This is a genomic window from Microbispora sp. H10670, assembly GCF_014161385.1.
Taxonomy (GTDB): Bacteria; Actinomycetota; Actinomycetes; order Streptosporangiales; family Streptosporangiaceae; genus Microbispora; species Microbispora triticiradicis.
In genome coordinates this window covers 93963-110138 of sequence record NZ_JABBWW010000007.1, presented here as the reverse complement: position 1 = coordinate 110138, position 16176 = coordinate 93963, and the positions used below count along the sequence as shown (strand labels likewise).

The 16176-nt window shown below is 72.5% G+C and carries 12 protein-coding genes; 9 read left to right on the top strand and 3 right to left on the bottom strand.

Features of this window, described 5'->3' with window-relative positions:
• Positions 1 to 2 precede the first annotated feature (2 nt).
• The 5 genes from HHX33_RS12690 to holA all read left to right on the top strand — a co-directional run bounded on the left by HHX33_RS12690 (position 3) and on the right by holA (position 7091).
• The gene (locus HHX33_RS12690) at positions 3 to 857 is read left to right on the top strand and encodes a DegV family protein (RefSeq protein ID WP_182874753.1); all 855 of its coding nucleotides are present in this window, start codon (positions 3 to 5) and stop codon (positions 855 to 857) included.
• 730 nt (positions 858 to 1587) lie between these two features.
• Positions 1588 to 2382, top strand: coding sequence for a ComEA family DNA-binding protein (locus HHX33_RS12685; protein ID WP_220501756.1), 795 nt, complete (start codon positions 1588 to 1590; stop codon positions 2380 to 2382).
• Between the two features lie 377 nt (positions 2383 to 2759).
• Positions 2760 to 5282, top strand: a complete 2523-nt coding sequence (locus tag HHX33_RS12680; protein WP_310741346.1) for a ComEC/Rec2 family competence protein — start codon at positions 2760 to 2762, stop codon at positions 5280 to 5282.
• Positions 5283 to 5594: 312 nt separating this feature from the next.
• Positions 5595 to 5873, top strand: a complete 279-nt coding sequence (locus HHX33_RS12675) for a hypothetical protein (protein WP_182874752.1) — start codon at positions 5595 to 5597, stop codon at positions 5871 to 5873.
• Positions 5874 to 6125: 252 nt separating this feature from the next.
• Complete coding sequence (gene holA, locus HHX33_RS12670) at positions 6126 to 7091, top strand: DNA polymerase III subunit delta (RefSeq protein WP_220501755.1); 966 nt, start codon at positions 6126 to 6128, stop codon at positions 7089 to 7091.
• 210 nt (positions 7092 to 7301) lie between these two features.
• On the opposite strand, the gene rpsT is transcribed toward holA, so the two are convergent.
• Together rpsT and HHX33_RS12660 are read right to left on the bottom strand one after the other, a co-directional pair.
• On the bottom strand, positions 7302 to 7574 hold the full coding sequence (rpsT, locus tag HHX33_RS12665) for a 30S ribosomal protein S20 (protein ID WP_111697213.1): 273 nt from the start codon (positions 7572 to 7574) through the stop codon (positions 7302 to 7304).
• Positions 7575 to 7712: 138 nt separating this feature from the next.
• A complete protein-coding gene (locus tag HHX33_RS12660) occupies positions 7713 to 8792 on the bottom strand; it encodes a glycosyl hydrolase family 18 protein (protein WP_182874750.1) in 1080 nt (359 codons plus the stop codon).
• A gap of 142 nt (positions 8793 to 8934) precedes the next feature.
• On the opposite strand from HHX33_RS12660, the gene lepA reads away from it, so the two are divergent.
• The 3 genes from lepA (at position 8935) to HHX33_RS12645 (ending at position 13532) form a co-directional block, all read left to right on the top strand.
• The gene (gene lepA, locus HHX33_RS12655) at positions 8935 to 10758 is read left to right on the top strand and encodes a translation elongation factor 4 (RefSeq protein ID WP_182874749.1); all 1824 of its coding nucleotides are present in this window, start codon (positions 8935 to 8937) and stop codon (positions 10756 to 10758) included.
• Between the two features lie 69 nt (positions 10759 to 10827).
• The gene (locus tag HHX33_RS12650; RefSeq protein ID WP_182874748.1) at positions 10828 to 11475 is read left to right on the top strand and encodes an MOSC domain-containing protein; all 648 of its coding nucleotides are present in this window, start codon (positions 10828 to 10830) and stop codon (positions 11473 to 11475) included.
• A 389-nt stretch (positions 11476 to 11864) separates the two neighbouring features.
• Positions 11865 to 13532 (top strand): cellulose binding domain-containing protein, encoded by a 1668-nt coding sequence (locus tag HHX33_RS12645; RefSeq protein WP_220501754.1) that lies wholly within the window; start codon positions 11865 to 11867, stop codon positions 13530 to 13532.
• A gap of 50 nt (positions 13533 to 13582) precedes the next feature.
• Here the strand turns inward: HHX33_RS12645 and HHX33_RS12640 are convergent, their stop codons facing one another.
• The gene (locus tag HHX33_RS12640) at positions 13583 to 14839 is read right to left on the bottom strand and encodes a glycoside hydrolase family 18 protein (protein ID WP_182874747.1); all 1257 of its coding nucleotides are present in this window, start codon (positions 14837 to 14839) and stop codon (positions 13583 to 13585) included.
• Positions 14840 to 14955: 116 nt separating this feature from the next.
• On the opposite strand from HHX33_RS12640, the gene hemW reads away from it, so the two are divergent.
• Positions 14956 to 16176 carry a radical SAM family heme chaperone HemW gene (gene hemW / locus HHX33_RS12635; RefSeq protein WP_111697208.1) on the top strand — a complete coding sequence of 407 codons (1221 nt, stop codon included), beginning with the start codon at positions 14956 to 14958 and terminating at the stop codon, positions 16174 to 16176.

Here is a 16176-nt window from a genome sequence, read left to right as displayed (position 1 = left end):
ATATGTCACCATCCGTCGCGGTCGTCACAGACTCCACGGCGTATCTCGGCGCAGAGGCGACCGGTAGATGGAACGTGACCGTCGTACCGGTTCAGGTGATCCTCGGGGACCACGAGATCGACGACGTGACCCCGTTCGACGCCGGGCTTCTCGCGCACGCCCTGCAGGGCCGCTCGCCGATCGTCACCTCCCGCCCGTCTCCCGCGCGGTTCGCCGAGGCGTACGAGCGGGCGGCCGCCGCAGGCGCCACCGAGATCGTCTCCGTCCATCTGTCCGGTGCGCTGTCCGGCACCGTCGACTCCGCCCGCCTCGCCGCCCGGGGGGCGCCCGTACCGGTCCAGGTGGTCGACAGCCGGTCGATCGCGATGGGACTGGGGTTCGCGGTTCTCGCCGCCGCCCGGGCGGCCGGAGCGGGAGCCCCCGCCGCCGAGGTGGCCGCTGTGGCGAGCGGCAGGGCCGCCGCCTCCGAGACGGTCTTCTACGTCGACACACTCGAATACCTCCGTCGTGGCGGACGCATCGGCCGCGTGGCCAACCTCCTGGGCTCGGCGTTGTCGATCAAGCCGCTGCTGCGTCTCGCCGACGGCGAGATCACCGTGCTGGAGAAGGTCCGCACCGCGAGCCGCGCCCTCGCCCGCCTGGAGGACCTGGTGGTGGAGGAGGCCGGCGAACGGCCGGTCGACGTCGCGGTGCAGCACCTGATGGCGGCCGAGCGGGCCGAGGCGCTGATGAAGGGCCTGACGGCGCGGCTGCCCAGGTTGGTACGGATGTGGGTGGTCGAGATCGGGCCGGTCCTCGGCGCCCACACCGGGCCCGGAGTGCTCGGCGTCACCATCGCCCCCGGCGTCGCGGACTGATCCACGCCGTACGCCGGGCGCCGCCCTCCCACGCCGCGTGTCCGTAGTGCTGGGGCGCCGCGTCGCGTGGGCGGCGCTTTTTCGCAGCGCCGGGGCCGGGTCCGATGGTTGTCCACAGAACCACGTTCGGGATCCGCCGGGTGTACGCCGTGTGTCTACCGTCCTTGGCGTGCTGAGCAAGGAGTTCCGCGGAGCCGTACGCGATGTCGCGGTCGGTGAGTCCCGCCTGCGTGGGCTGCTGCGACCGGCGGATCCGGTCCCGCCGTCCGCGCGCCTGCGATCGGTGCCGTCCCCGCCTGGCCCGCCGCCGTCGTTCGGCGCCCCCTACCTGGCGGAGAAAGCCCGCGGGTGGAATCACCGGGATCACCGGGGGACGGTCTCGCGGCCGGAGGAGGAGGACGGCGAGCCGTCCGGGGAGTCCGCGCCGTACGAGGGGCCGCCGTCGCCGCCCGCGGCCGGGCGTGCCGAAGCGCGGCCCCGCACGATGTCCGGCCGGGCTTTCGGCAGCGCTTTCGGCGGGGCTGACCAGAGGGCGCCGGGTCAGGAGGCGCCGGAGCGGACGACGTCCGGCCGGGCTTTCGGCGGGGCTGACCAGAGGGTGGCGGGTCAGGAGGCGCCGGAGCGGACGATGTCGGGCCGGGCGCTTGGCAGAGCTGACCATGAGGTGCCGGGCCCGGAGGAACCGGAGCGGACGGCGTCCGGGCAAGCGCCGCACCGAATCGGCCGAGGGATGCCCGTCCTGGGGGCCCTGGAGCGGACGTCGCTGGGCCGGACTCTGGCGTGGATGGATCCGGGGGTGCCGGGCCTGCGGGTGCTGGTGGCCATCGGTCTGCTCGCCGCGGTCGTCACCGGAGTCGTCGTGTGGCGGTCGCGTGCGGTGGCCGAACCCGTCGCACCGCCGCTCCCGGCCGCCGGTCTGGAGTCCGGCCCCGGCGCCCGTTCCGCGGCGCTCTCCAGCCCCGGAACGGGTCCAGGTGCGGGTCACGATCCGGATCGGGGTCCGGACCGGACGAAGGCCGGTGAGCCGGGCGCGACGGCCTACACGCCTGGAGTGGGCGGATTCGGCGGTCCGTCGTCCGGCCCGGCGACGCGGGCCGTGGTCTACGTCACGGGCAGGGTCCGCAGGCCGGGAGTCTTCGTCCTTCCGCCAGGCGCGCGGGTGGCGGACGCGATCGAGGCCGCGGGGGGCCTCCGCAAGGGAGCGAGCCCGGGCGGCGTCAACCTCGCCCGGCATGTGGTGGACGGCGAGCAGATCACCGTCGGAGGCCCCGCCCCGTCCGGTGCGGCGGCCGGTCCGGACGCCCCGCCGGAAGGGGCGGCGATGCCGGGAGGCGTCGTCGTCAACCTCAACACCGCCACCGCCGGGCAACTCGACGCGCTGCCCGGGGTCGGGGGCGTGATCGCGCAACGCATCGTCGACTACCGGGACGCACGTGGGGGTTTCCAGAGCGTCGACCAGTTGAAGGACGTTCCCGGCATCGGGGAGCGGAAGTTCGCCGAGCTCCGCGACAAGGTCACCGTCTGATGCCCGCCGAGCCTTTCCGCCATCTCTCCACCGCCCTTCCGGCCGTCTTCGGTGAGACGCCCTTCCACAGGGCGTCGTCCTCGGGGGACGGCGGAGGCGAGCCCGGCCTGCCCAGGGCCGAGGCCGGTGGCCGCGCCGACCGGAGCAGCCCGGCAAGTACCGGTCCGGCAAGTACCGGTCCGGCAAGTACCGGTCCGGCAAGTACCGGTCCGGCAGGCACGGTTCCGGTGGGCTCGGGTCCAGGAGGTTCGGGTCTGGTGGGCTCGGGTCCGGGAGGTTCGGGTCCAGGAGGTTCGGGTCTGGTGGGCTCGGGTCCGGGAGGTTCGGGTCCAGGAGGTTCGGGTCTGGTGGGCTCGGGTCCGGGAGGCGCGGGTCCGGTGGCTCTGGTGGCTCCGGCGCTGGCCGCGTGGCTCGCGGCGGTCGTGCTGCTGACCTGCCCGGTCGTCATCGGGGTGGCGGTGGCGCTGACCGCCGCCGGCGCGGCCGCCGTCCTCCGGACGACGGCGTCCCGGCGACGGCGGCGGGCGGGAGGGCCGGGCGCCGCCGCACGGGCCGGGCTCGCCGTGCTCGCGTCCGTGGCGGTGACCGCGACCGTGGTGGCGTTCAGGGTGCACGGGGTGACGACCGGGCCGGTGCCGGATCTGGCCCGGCGTGAGGCGGCGGTCTCCGTGGAGGCGGAGATCACCGACGACCCGCGCATCCGGCCGCACCCGGGTGGCGTAACACGCCGCGACACGGCCGTGGTGCGGGCGAGGCTCCTGCTCGTGTCTGCCCTTCGGGAGCGGTACGCCGTGGACGTCCCCGTCGTGCTGCTGGGTCCCGCCGCCGGATGGCGCGCACTGCTGCCGAGCCAGCGGGTCCGGCTACGCGGAAGGCTGAGCCCGGCGAGATCGGGCGAGCCGGTCGCCGCGGTGCTGCTCGTCCGTGGGCCGCCCGAACCGATCGGCGTCCCGTCCGCCGTGCAGCGTGCGGCCGAGGTGTTGCGCGCGGGACTGCGCGAGGCGAGCGACGTGCTGCCGGAGGATCAGCGCGGCCTGCTGCCGGGACTGGTCGTCGGCGACGTGTCCCGCATGGACGAGGAGGTGCGCCTCGACATGACGACGGCGGGCCTCAGCCACCTGACCGCGGTATCCGGGACCAATTTGGCCATCGTCGCGGGCGCGGTGCTCGCACTGAGCCGCCTCGCCGGGCTGCCCCTCGCCGTCCGGGCGGTCGTCGCGGTCATCGCGATGCTCGCCTTCTCGATCGTGGCCAGGCCGTCGCCGAGCGTGCTGCGCGCTCTCGTCATGGGGATGGTCGCCGCCCTCGCCCTCGGCACGGGCCGCACGAGGGACGGTCTGGCCGCCCTGTCCGCCACCGTGCTCGGGCTGCTGGTGTTCGATCCCTGGCTGGCCCGTGAGTGGGGGTTCGCGCTGTCGGTCGTCGCCACGGGCGGCATCCTCGTCCTCGCGCCGCGCTGGCGGGATCGTCTGGAGCGCCGTATGCCCCGTATGCCCCGGCTGCTCGCCGAGGCGCTGGCCGTGACGGTCGCGGCGCAGGTGGCGGTCACGCCCCTGCTGGTGCTGATGTCCGGGCGGCTCGACCTGGCCGCGGTCCCGGCCAACCTGCTCGCCGAACCCGCCGTCGCCCCGGCGACCGTGCTGGGGTTCGCCGCCGCGGTGACCGCCCCGATCAGCATGGACCTGGCCCGGCTGCTGGTGCGTCCGGCCGGATGGGCCGTCGGCTGGATCACCGCCGTGGCGCGGCGGGCCGCCGACCTTCCCTTCGCCACCGCCGAGTGGCCGGGGGGAGCCCCGGGCCTGGCCGCGCTGGCGGCGGTGGCCCTGGTGGGCTGGGTCGTCCTCCGGGGCCGCGCACGAAGGCGCTTCGCGGCCGCGCTCGCGGCGGGGGCGCTGCTCACCGCTCTCGTGGCCGTGCCGGTGGTCTCGCCGTGGCCGCCGCCCGGATGGTTGCTCGTCGCCTGTGACGTGGGGCAGGGAGACGCCCTGGTGCTGGCCGCCGGTCCCGGCCGGGCGGTGGTGGTGGACGCGGGACCGGCACCCGCCCCCGCCAACCGCTGCCTGCGTGCCCTCGGCGTGCGGCAGGTGCCGCTCGTCATCCTCACGCACCCGCACCTCGACCATGTCGGCGGGCTCCCGGGCGTGCTGCGGGGCCGGGCGGTCGGTGCGGTGGTGGTCAGCCCGGGCCGGGTGCCCGAAGGGGAGGCGGGCCGGGTCTCGCGGCAACTCCAGGCGGCCCGGATCCCGGAGTGGCGGGCCGTGCGCGGCATGCGGTGGCGGTTCGGGCCCACCGAGATCACCGTGCTGGCGCCGGAGCCCGGCGCCGTGCCCCAGGGCACCGGAGAGGGCTCCATCGCCAACAACGCCAGCGTCGTGCTGCTCGTGCGCTGGTCCGGCCCGCCGCGAACGGCCACAGCCCACACGGTCAGAGAGCCCGATGGCCCCTCGGGGGAGCCAGGGGCCTTGGTCACCCCTGCGACGGAGGGGGCACAGGTAGGTGAGGCACAGGAAGGCGGGGCACAGGTAGGTGAGGCACAGGAGGCGGAGGGCGCATCGGGGGTGCGAGGGGACCAGGGAGCGCCCCTGGGCGCGGCTCTGCTCGCCGGGGATCTGGAGACGGAGGCGCAGGAGGCCCTGCTGCGCAGTGGCGTCCCCCGGGTGGACGTGCTGAAGGTGCCCCACCACGGATCGTCCCGGCAGGCGCCGGCGTTCCTCGCCGCCACGGGTGCCCGGGCCGCCCTCGTCAGCGTCGGCGCGGTCAACGACTACGGGCATCCCGCCCAGGTGACGCTCCGCCGCCTGCGCGGCCTCGGCATGCGTCCCTACCGCACGGACCTGTCGGGAGACATCGCGGTCGTCGCCGACCACGGTCGTCTCGCCGTGGTAGTACGCGGCAGATGACCCCCGCTGCCGGCTGGACATCGGCTGTGCCGCGGGGGCCTTCGACGCCGCTCTTTGATCCGCGCTTGCTTTCCTGCCCGGTGTCCTTGGGACGAGTGCGGGGATGGTGCCGGTGTGCGCTCGCCTGTCGGGGAGCGGGCGCGCACTCCAGGCATGGCCCCGGCGGCGGAACCCGGAGAGCACCGGCCCGTTCCGCCTGCCGATGAGGACGTGCCGTTCCTCCCCTGACCAAGACAGACGGAACCGAGCAGCCTCGCCAGAGCGAACTTAACGGAGAGTGACCAAGTGACGACACCGGTCAAGAGGATCACGATGTCCAAGCCATTCTGCGCCCTCGCCGGCGTGGGCCCCTACGCCATCGCCAAAGCCAACGAGGTCTACGAGGACATGGCTCTTCGCGGCCGCAGGCTCGTCGGCAGGATGACGAGGGAGGCCGCGCAGGAGTTCCAGGAGACCGCGCACGAGCTGGAGGACCTCTCCAGGACAGCTCGCCGGACGCAGGAGATGGAGGAGCGGGAGAAGGCCAGGGAGACCGCCGCCCAGACGCCGGCCGGCCAGGCCCGGGGTCGCACCGCGGCCACCCGGGCCTAGCATCGAGCATCTCGGCGGGCGAACCCGGCCATGCCGGCGGTGACGTCGATGGGGGGCTTCCGGTGACGGCCGCGGCGGGGTGCTCGTCGCCCGGCCGCCCGGCTCGCTCCCATCGGGCGTGAGCCGGACGGCCGATGCGGGGCCGCGACGAGCGCGCCGGGCGCCGGGTGTGCCGCCAGACGGCGGATGGCGCCGCGAACGCGCCGGGCGCCGGGTGTGCCGGCGCCGGGCCGGCGTGGCATGCTGCGTGCCATGGCGAACGCAGCACCCGTGACCCTGATCGTCGGCGACGAGGAGTTCCTGGCCGATCGGGCGGTCCGGGCCGTCGTGGCGGCGGTCCGCGCCGAGGACCCGGGGGCGGAGGTGCACGACCTCCAGGGGGGCAAGGTGGAGCCCGGGGAGCTGACCGGACTCACCTCGCCCTCGCTGTTCGGCGACAGGTCGGTCATCGTGATCCGCGCCGCGCAGGACCTGCCCAAGGACGTCGTCGCCGAGGTGGTGAAGTACACCGCGCGCCCGGCCGACGAGGCGGTGCTGGTGCTGGCCCATCCCGGCGGGGCCAAGGGAAAGGCGCTGGTCGACGGGGTGAAGAAGGCGGGCGCCGACGTCGTGACCGTGGCCAAACCGACCAAGGCGGGGGAGCGGCTCGACTTCATCAAGGCCGAGGTCCGCAGGGAGGGCCGCACGATCTCGCCCGCCGCCGCGCAGGCGCTGCTCGACGCGGTGGGCAGCGACCTGCGGGAGCTCTCGGCGGCGTGCGGCCAGCTCGCGTTCGACACGCAGGGCAAGAACATCGACGAGGCGGCGGTCGCGAAGTACTACCGGGGGCGGGCCGAGGTCAGCGGTTTCACGATCGCGGATCTGGCCGTGGAAGGCCGGTTGGGTGAGGCGCTGGAGCAGGTCCGCTGGGCCCTGGCGACGGGCGTGGCTCCGGTGCTGATCGTCAGCGCCCTGGCGGGGGGCCTGCGCTCGCTCGCCAAGGTGGGAGGCGCGCCCCGCAACCTCCGCGGCGGCCAGCTCGCGAGTCACGTGGGCATGCCGCCGTGGAAGATCGACCGGGTGAAGCGCCAGCTCGGCGGCTGGGGCCCTGACGGCATCTCCGCCGCCCTCCAGGCGGTCGCCGTCGCGGACGAGCAGGTCAAGGGTGGCGGCGCCGACCCGGGGTACGCGCTGGAGAAGGCCATCCACACGATCGTCGCCAGCCGCACCGCCCGCTGACACACTCGCGGGCGGAGCGAGGCGACAGCCGGTCAACGGGGCCACCCATCGGGGCCTCTCCTACACGCGAGCGGCCTCACCGCAGGGCCCCGCCGGAGGAGGCCTCGATTGCGGTACTCATTGCGGGAAAAGGCCGAGGGGCGGGCGCCGGGAACGCGAAAACGCCGCATCTTCCGATCAGGGAAGATGCGGCGTGCGCTCGGTGCGGAACTACTTGGCGCCCTGCAGAGCCGCGGCGCGCTTGGCGATCGCGGACTTGCGGTTGGCGGCCTGGTTCTTGTGAATCACGCCCTTGCTGACGGCCTTGTCGAGCTGCCGGGACGCGGCCTGGAGCGCGACGAGGGCGTCGTCCACGTTGCCCTGGTCGGCGGCCTCGCGGAACTTGCGGACCGCGGTCTTCAGGGACGACTTGACGGCCTTGTTGCGCAGCCGGCGCTTCTCGTTCTGCCGGTTCCGCTTGATCTGGGACTTGATGTTCGCCACGAAGAAAGCCTCAGTGTTAAGTCTTGGTCGGATGGGGCGCGCGGGCTCGTGAGAGGGCGCGCCACACGCAGTTGGACAGGATACCAACAGCCCGGGCCATCGCTCAAATCCGCGACGACGGGCCGCCCTGTGTTCATGCTATCGCGGCACGACGGCCGGGGTCCGCACATCGGCCCGCCCGAGCGACTCGGCGGACCCTCCTCCGGCTCCTCCGCGCACCCAGGCCGTCTCGTACTCCCTCCAGTCCTCCTCCGTGGCCGCGAAGTCGACGTACAGGGCCAGGCCGAACTCGGTGCGAGGCCCGTGCTCGCCGAGCGCCAGCCGGGCGCCCTCGGCCGCTGCCTCGACGCTCTCGGCGTAGTCGAGGTACGCGATGCCGTGGTCGTGGTAGGCGGGCGCCCCGATGAGGAGGGTCTTGTCCTCGGGCACGAGATCGAGGGCGAGCGAGGTCTGCCGCGCGACGTAGCCGCCGTACAGGGACGGCAGGGGCGTCCCGGAGTCATACGTCATGATCGCGACCTGGTCGGTCAGGCCGACGACCTGCCGGAAGTAGTCCGGCGTCCAGTACTTGTCGTGTCCGATCGCCAGGGCGGTGGGGGCGCGCATGCCGGTCAGCGGCTCGATCTGCTGGGTGGCGACCGACAGGAGCCGGGCGCCGATGGCCTGCCGCGTCTCCCGCAGCACGCCGAGGAACGGCCCGTCCCCGTCGGAGACCGGTTCGAAGTCGTAGTGGATCCCGTCGAAGCCGAGGGTGACAAGGTCACGGGCGCCCGCCACGATCCGGGCCCGAGTCGCCGCGTCGGCCAGGCTCAGGTGGGCCTTCCCGTTGTCGTTGACCGTCTGGCCGAGCCAGGCCGACACCCGGACACCGGGCAGATTCTTGCGCCACCATTTCAGGAAATTTCCGGCGTTGGCGTAGCGGTCTGGCGGCAGGGTCCCGTCGTACTTGAACGGCCCGCTGTGGACGTAGACGTCCCTGATCCCGCTCGCGCGCAGCCGTACGGCGAGGGCCCGGACGTCGGCCTCCGTGCGGCGGCCGTCCACCCAGGCGTGGCCCATCCACAGGGCGTCGTGCCCGGTGGTCCGCGTCCAGGCGGCGGGTGTCCCGGCGAACTGGACGCGCAGCGCGGCCGCCGCCGCGAGGCCGAGCGCGAGCGGAACGGCCGCGACGAGGGCGGTCCAGCGGAGAACGCGTCTGATGGTCCGTCTGGTGGTCAAGGCAAGCACCCGGACATGCCACCATGGAGGGTGGCTGGTCCGCCAGCCGAGAGAGGGCCCGCCGAGCGCGAGGCGAGGGCGGCCCGATCGACCAGCAGTCACTCGAAACCTGTATGACCACACCCTGTTGAAACGGACTCCGGTGCGCACTCAGCCTGGCCAGACCGACCCCGCGTTGATCCGCAACTTCTGCATCATCGCGCACATCGACCATGGCAAGTCGACACTCGCCGACCGCATGCTGCAGCTCACCGGCGTCGTGGACGACAGGTCGATGCGTGCGCAGTACCTCGACCGCATGGACATCGAGCGGGAGCGGGGCATCACGATCAAGTCGCAGGCCGTGCGGCTGCCCTGGAACGGCCACGTCCTCAACATGATCGACACACCGGGCCACGTCGACTTCACCTACGAGGTGTCGCGCTCGCTGGAGGCGTGCGAGGGCGCGATCCTCCTGGTCGACGCGGCGCAGGGCATCGAGGCACAGACGCTGGCCAACCTCTACCTGGCCATGAACGCCGACCTGCACATCATCCCGGTGCTCAACAAGATCGACCTGCCCGCCGCGCAGCCCGACAAGTACGCCGAGGAGATCGCGGGCCTCATCGGGTGCGACCCCGGCGACGTGATGCGCGTGTCCGGCAAGACCGGTGCGGGCGTCAAGGAGCTGCTCGACCACGTCGTGGAGCACGTCCCGGCGCCCGTCGGCAACCCGGACGTCCCCGCCCGCGCGCTGATCTTCGACTCCGTGTACGACACCTACCGGGGTGTGGTGACGTACGTCAGGGTGGTGGACGGGCACCTGTCCAAGCGTGAGCGCGTGCTGATGATGTCGACGGTCGCCCAGCACGAGCTGCTGGAGATCGGCGTCATCTCGCCGGAGCCCATGCCGTCCGACCGGGGCCTCGGCGTCGGCGAGGTGGGCTACCTGATCACCGGCGTGAAGGACGTCCGCCAGTCGCGGGTCGGCGACACGGTCACCAACGCGCTCAAGCCCGCCGCGGAGGCGCTGGGCGGCTACGAGCATCCCAAGCCGATGGTCTACTCGGGGCTCTATCCGATCGACGGCGACGACTATCCCGAGCTGCGCGAGGCCCTCGACAAGCTGCGGCTGAACGACGCCGCGCTCGTGTACGAGCCGGAGACGTCGGCGGCGCTCGGCTTCGGCTTCCGCTGCGGCTTCCTCGGCCTGCTGCACATGGAGATCGTGCGGGAGCGGCTGGAGCGCGAGTTCAACCTGTCGCTGATCTCGACCTCGCCCAACGTCATCTACCGGGTGATCATGGAGGACGGCAACGAGCACGTCGTCACCAACCCCTCGGAGTTCCCGGCCGGCAAGATCGGCGAGATCTACGAGCCGGTGGTGAAGGCCACGGTGCTCGCGCCGGCCGAGTTCATCGGCGCGATCATGGAGCTGTGCCAGGGCCGCCGCGGGCAGCTCCAGGGCATGGACTACCTGTCGGAGGACCGGGTCGAGATCCGCTACACGCTGCCGCTCGGTGAGATCATCTTCGACTTCTTCGACCAGCTCAAGTCCAAGACCCGGGGGTACGCCTCGCTCGACTACGAGCCGTCGGGCGAGCAGGCGGCCGACCTGGTCAAGGTGGACATCCTGCTCCAGGGTGAGACCGTCGACGCGTTCAGCGCCATCGTCCACCGCGACAAGGCGTACGCCTACGGCGTGGAGATGGCCAAGAAGCTCAAGGAGCTGATCCCGAGGCAGCAGTTCGAGGTCCCGATCCAGGCCGCGATCGGCGCCCGCGTCATCGCCCGCGAGAACATCCGCGCGATCCGCAAGGACGTCCTCGCCAAGTGCTACGGCGGTGACATCAGCCGGAAGCGCAAGCTGCTGGAGAAGCAGAAGGAGGGCAAGAAGCGGATGAAGATGGTCGGCCGCGTGGAGGTCCCCCAGGAGGCCTTCGTCGCCGCCCTCTCGTCCGAGGCCCCGGACAAGACCAAGAAGTAACTCCCTGTCTGGTTTCATGACAACTTAATGGGATCGCGCGGAAACATGACCATCCGTTAACGTTTGGCCATGCGCATCCTCTCTGTGAACGTGGGCCGGGCCGCCGACGCGGAATGGGCCGGCGACCTCCGGCGTACCGCCATCGACAAGCGCCGCGCCGAGGGGCGCGTCGCCGTACACGGGAACGGCCTGGCGGGGGACGAGCGCGCCGACACCGCCAACCACGGGCACCGGGACCAGGCGGTGTACGCGTACGCCCGGGAGGACTACGACTGGTGGGAGCCCCGGATGGGCCGGGACCTGCGCGACGGCCGGTTCGGGGAGAACCTCACGACATCGGGGGCCGACCTGACCGGGGCGCTCCTTGGCGAGCGCTGGCGGGTCGGCACCGCCGTCCTGGAGGTCACCTATCCCCGCATCCCCTGCGTCGTGTTCCGGAACTGGCTCGACGAGCGCGGCTGGGTCAGGCGCTTCACCGAGGCGGGCCGCACGGGAGCGTACTTCCGCGTGATCGAGGAGGGCGAACTCGGCGCCGGCGACGAGATCGAGGTGCTGGACCGGCCCGCGGACGGCGTGACCATCGGCGAGGCGTTCCGGGCCTACCACGGCGACGGGGACCTGCTGCGGCGGATCCTCGCCCAGCCCGGCCGCAGCGACAAGTGGGACAGGGTCGCCCAGCGCGTGCTCGGAAGCCGCACCGAGGCCCCCGCTTCCTGATCTCCATCGTGCGCGTCGGCGCCTCCTCGCCTACCTCGGCCGTACGGTGTGACGGCGGGCGCGCGAGCATGTGAGCCGGTCGCCTCTCGCCGGACGGGCGGGAGGTGAAAGTTACAGCCGGTGCTCCACGGCCGGGCGGCCCGCCTCGGGCTCCCGCGCCCAGATCAGGCCGGTGCGGCCCCGGCTCGTGCCCCGGCATCGCGCACACGGGTGTCTTGACCGTTCCCCGCGCATGGGATTGGCTCCGCGCCGTGGCGCCGTCCGCGGCCGCCACCGGACCTTCGCCAATGGGATACGCAACGGCCGGCACGTGATCGGCGACGATCACGGGCGGTTGTTAACGCTAACATCCCCGTCAGTTGAAGCGCACCCGCTGAGGAGCGATGCCGATGGACAGGAAACGCATCCGCACGACGCTGGTCCCCGCCGTCACGGCGGCGCTGGCCCTCGCGTCGGGCGCCGTGGCGCTTACCACCGTGAGCCCGGCGCAGGCACTGGAGAACGGGGTGGCCAGGACCCCGCCGATGGGCTGGAACAGCTGGAACACCTTCGGCTGCAACATCAACGAGTCGCTGATCAGGGGGATGGCCGACGCCATCGTCAACAGCGGCCTGCGCGACCTCGGCTACCAGTACGTGGTGGTCGACGACTGCTGGTTCAACCCCAACCGCGACTCGTCGGGCAACATCCAGGGCGACCCCTCCCGCTTCCCCAGCGGGATGAAGGCGCTCGGCGACTACCTGCACAACAAGGGCCTGAAGTTCGGCATCTACCAGGTGCCCGTGGACAAGACCTGCGCGCAGTACTTCAACAGCTATCCCGGCGCGACCGGCAGCCAGGGCCACGAGGCGCAGGACGCCCGGCAGTTCGCGGCGTGGGGCGTCGACTACCTGAAGTACGACTGGTGCTCCCCGAACGGCACGATCAACGACCAGGTCACGACGTTCGCCAAGATGCGCGACGCGCTGAAGGCGACCGGCCGGCCGATCGTCTACAGCATCAACCCCAACAGCATCCACTCGAAGACGGGCCCGCAGCGCAACTGGGGCGACGTCGCGAACATGTGGCGCACCACCGAGGACATCACGAACAAGTGGGACACCGGCCAGACCAACGGCTATCCCATGGGCATCCAGAACATCGTGAACGTCACCGTCCCGCTCGCCTCGTACGCCGGTCCCGGGCACTTCAACGACCCGGACATGATGGAGATCGGCCGGGGCGGCATGAACGACACCGAGATGCGCAGCCACTTCGCGCTCTGGGCGATGATGGCCTCCCCGCTGATCGCGGGCAACGACATCCGCTCCATGGACTCGGCGACGCAGACGATCCTCAAGAACAAGAACCTCATCGCGATCAACCAGGACTCGCTGGGCCTGCAGGCCACCCAGGTGTCCAACGACGGCACCCGGCGCGTGCTCGCCAAGAAGCTCGCCAACGGCGACGTCGCGGTCGCCCTGTTCAACCAGGGCGGCTCGACCACCACGGTCTCGACGACCACCTCCGCCATCGGCAAGTCCGGCGGCACGGTGACGCTGACGGACGCCTGGAGCAACGCGACCAGCACCACGAGCGGCACGATCTCCGCCAGCGTTCCGGCGCACGGCACGGTGGTCTACCGGGTCAGCAGCCCTGGGAGCAGCCCCAGCGCCAGCCCGAGCGCCAGCCCCAGTGCGAGCCCGAGCGCGAGTCCCAGTGCGAGCCCGAGCGCGAGTCCCAGTGCGAGCCCGTCGGCCTCGCCGTCGACGTCCCCGGTTCCCGGCGGATGCTCGGCGACGATCAAGACGATCAACAGCTGGGGCGGCGGGTTCCAGTCCGAGGTGACGGTGCAGGCGGGCGGCTCCGCGGTCAACGGCTGGACCGTGAAGTGGACCTGGCCGGGCGGGCAGAGCATCAGCAGCCTGTGGAACGGCCGGCAGAGCGTGTCCGGTTCCTCGGTGACGGTCACCAACGAGTCCTACAACGGCTCTATCGCGGCGGGCGCGTCCACGACGTTCGGCTTCACCGCCAACGGCAGCGCGGCCACCCCCACCGCCACCTGCACCAGCCCCTGACCTCCTGACGTCACGGCCTGGGGAGGGGGTGGCCCCCTCCCCAGGCCGGATCACCTCAGGACGGAGTAGAGGGCGGAGGTGAGGGAGGCTTCGGCGTCGTCCTGGTCGATGGACCACAGCATCGAGCCGCCGAGGCCCTTGAGGCGGATGTACGCGGCCTTCCGCAGCATGACGGCGGGGTCGTCGTAGGACCAGAACTCGTTGCCGTCGTAGAGCCACAGGGCGCCGGTGAGCAGGTCGCGGTAGCGCCTGCCGGGCTTGCCGACGAGGTTCTTGTAGTCGTCGCTGCCGGCGGCCCAGGTGCCGGGTGCGGGACCGGTGGCGGGGGCGTAGCGGCCGTCGCCGCCGGAGGTGACCCCGGTCCAGCCCTGGCCGTAGGCGGGGACGCCGACGACGATCTTGCGGGCGGGCGCCCCGCGGCCGACGTAGTCGCGTACGGTCTGGTCGACGCTGTACCTGACCGGGCCGGGGTCGCGGCGGTCGGTGAGCAGGTTGGCCTGGTGCCCGGTGTGGTTCTCCCACGGCCCGTGCAGGTCGTAGCCCTGGACGGTGGCGAAGTCGAGCAGGCCGAAGACCTTCTTCACCTCGAAACCGGCGTCGATCTTGGCGGCGGCGGCCGGGAGGAAGGCGGTGAGTTCGGCGCGCCGGTCGTGGGCCCGCATCTGGCGGCGGAGTTCGGCCAGGAACAGGGTGAAGTTCTGCTTGTCCTCGGCCCGGATGACGTTGCCGTCGTTTCCGGAGGAGCCGGGCCACTCCCAGTCGAGGTCGATGCCGTCGAACACTCCGGCGGCGGCGCCGCTGGGCAGGCCGGGCAGGTCGCCCCTGAGCCACAGGTCGACGCACGAGGCGGCGAGCCGGGCCCGGGAGGCGGAGGTGAGAACGGCGTCGGAGAAGTACTTCGATCCGGTCCAGCCGCCGAGGGAGATGAGGACCTTGAGGCCGGGGTGGCGGGCCTTGAGCTTCCTGAGCTGGCCGAGGTTGCCCTTGAGCGGCTGGTCGTCGGCGTCGGCCACGCCGTCGACGCTCTGCTCGGCGGGCACCGGGCGCTGCCAGTCCGCCCAGGGGTCCGCCGAGTAGCAGGTGCCCTCGGGGCCGACGAAGCCGAAGGCGTAGTTGAGATGGGTCAGCTTCGCCGCCGCGCCGCTGGCGTCCACGTCACGCACGTGGAAATTCCGGCCGTAGACCCCCCACTGGATGAAGTACGCCACCCGTTTGTAGCGGTCCCCGCCCGTCGTGGCCTGGGCCTGGGCGGGCGCGAGCCCGGCGGCCAGGGTGGCGGCGACCGCCACGGCGAGTGTCCTTCTCATGAGCACGCCGGCCTCCGGGCACAACTTATAGGAAAGTTTCCTGTAAATTGCGCCGATCGTAGACCCCTCCGATCACCCCGTCAACGGCACCGCGCGAGTGACGGCAGACTGGAGGCGTGCCTTCCGTGCTTCCCGACGGCGATCCCGTCCCCGCGAGCGGCGCGCTGCCGCCCGGAGCCCTCGACGGGCTCGGCTCCCGTCCGTTCGGCTTCTACGTGCACGTGCCGTTCTGCGCGACGCGCTGCGGCTACTGCGACTTCAACACCTACACGGCCGCGGAGCTGGGGCCGGGCGCCGCGCAGCGGGACTACGCCGCCACCGCGATCGAGGAGGTGCGGCTGGCCCGGCGCGTGCTCGGGGACGCCGCGCCGCCGGTCGAGACCGTCTTCTTCGGCGGAGGCACGCCGACCCTGCTGCCCGCCGCCGACCTCGTACGGATCCTGGACGCCGTCGGCGAGGAGTTCGGCCTGCGGCCGGGCGCCGAGGTGACGACCGAGGCCAACCCCGAGTCCGTCGACCCGGCCTACCTGAAGGAACTGCGGGAGGGCGGCTTCACCCGGATGAGCTTCGGCATGCAGAGCGCGGGCGAGCACGTCCTCACCGTCCTCGACCGGCGGCACACCCCCGGCCGGCCCGCCGAGGCCGTACGGGAGGCCCGCGCGGCCGGGTTCGAGCACGTCAACCTCGACCTGATCTACGGCACGCCGGGGGAGAGCGACGACGACTGGCGGGCCTCGCTCAAGGCCGCTCTGGCGGCCGGTCCCGACCACGTCTCGGCGTACTCCCTGATCGTGGAGGACGGCACCCGGCTCGCCGCCCGCATCCGGCGCGGCGAGCTGCCGATGCCCGAGGACGACGTGGCGGCCGACCGCTATCTCATCGCCGAGGAGACCCTGACGGCCGAGGGCCTGAGCTGGTACGAGATCTCCAACTGGGCGGCGGGGGACGAGGCCCGCTGCCGCCACAACCTGCTCTACTGGACCGGCGGCGACTGGTGGGGGGTGGGCCCGGGGGCGCACAGCCACGTCGGCGGCACCCGCTGGTGGAACGTCAAGCACCCCGCCGCGTACGCCGCCCGCCTGGCGGACGGGACCTCGCCGGCGCACGCCCGGGAGGTGCTGACGGCGGAGGACAGGGCCGTCGAGCGCGTCATGCTGGAGCTGCGCCTCGCCTCGGGCTTCCCGCTCGCCGACCTCGCCCCCGAGGCGCGTACGGCCTGCGCGCGGGCGCTGGGGGACGGGCTGCTGGAGACCGAGGCGTTCAAGGCGGGCCGGGCCGTCCTCACGCTGCGCGGCCGGCTCCTCGCCGACGCCGTCGTACGCGACCTGACCCCTTGA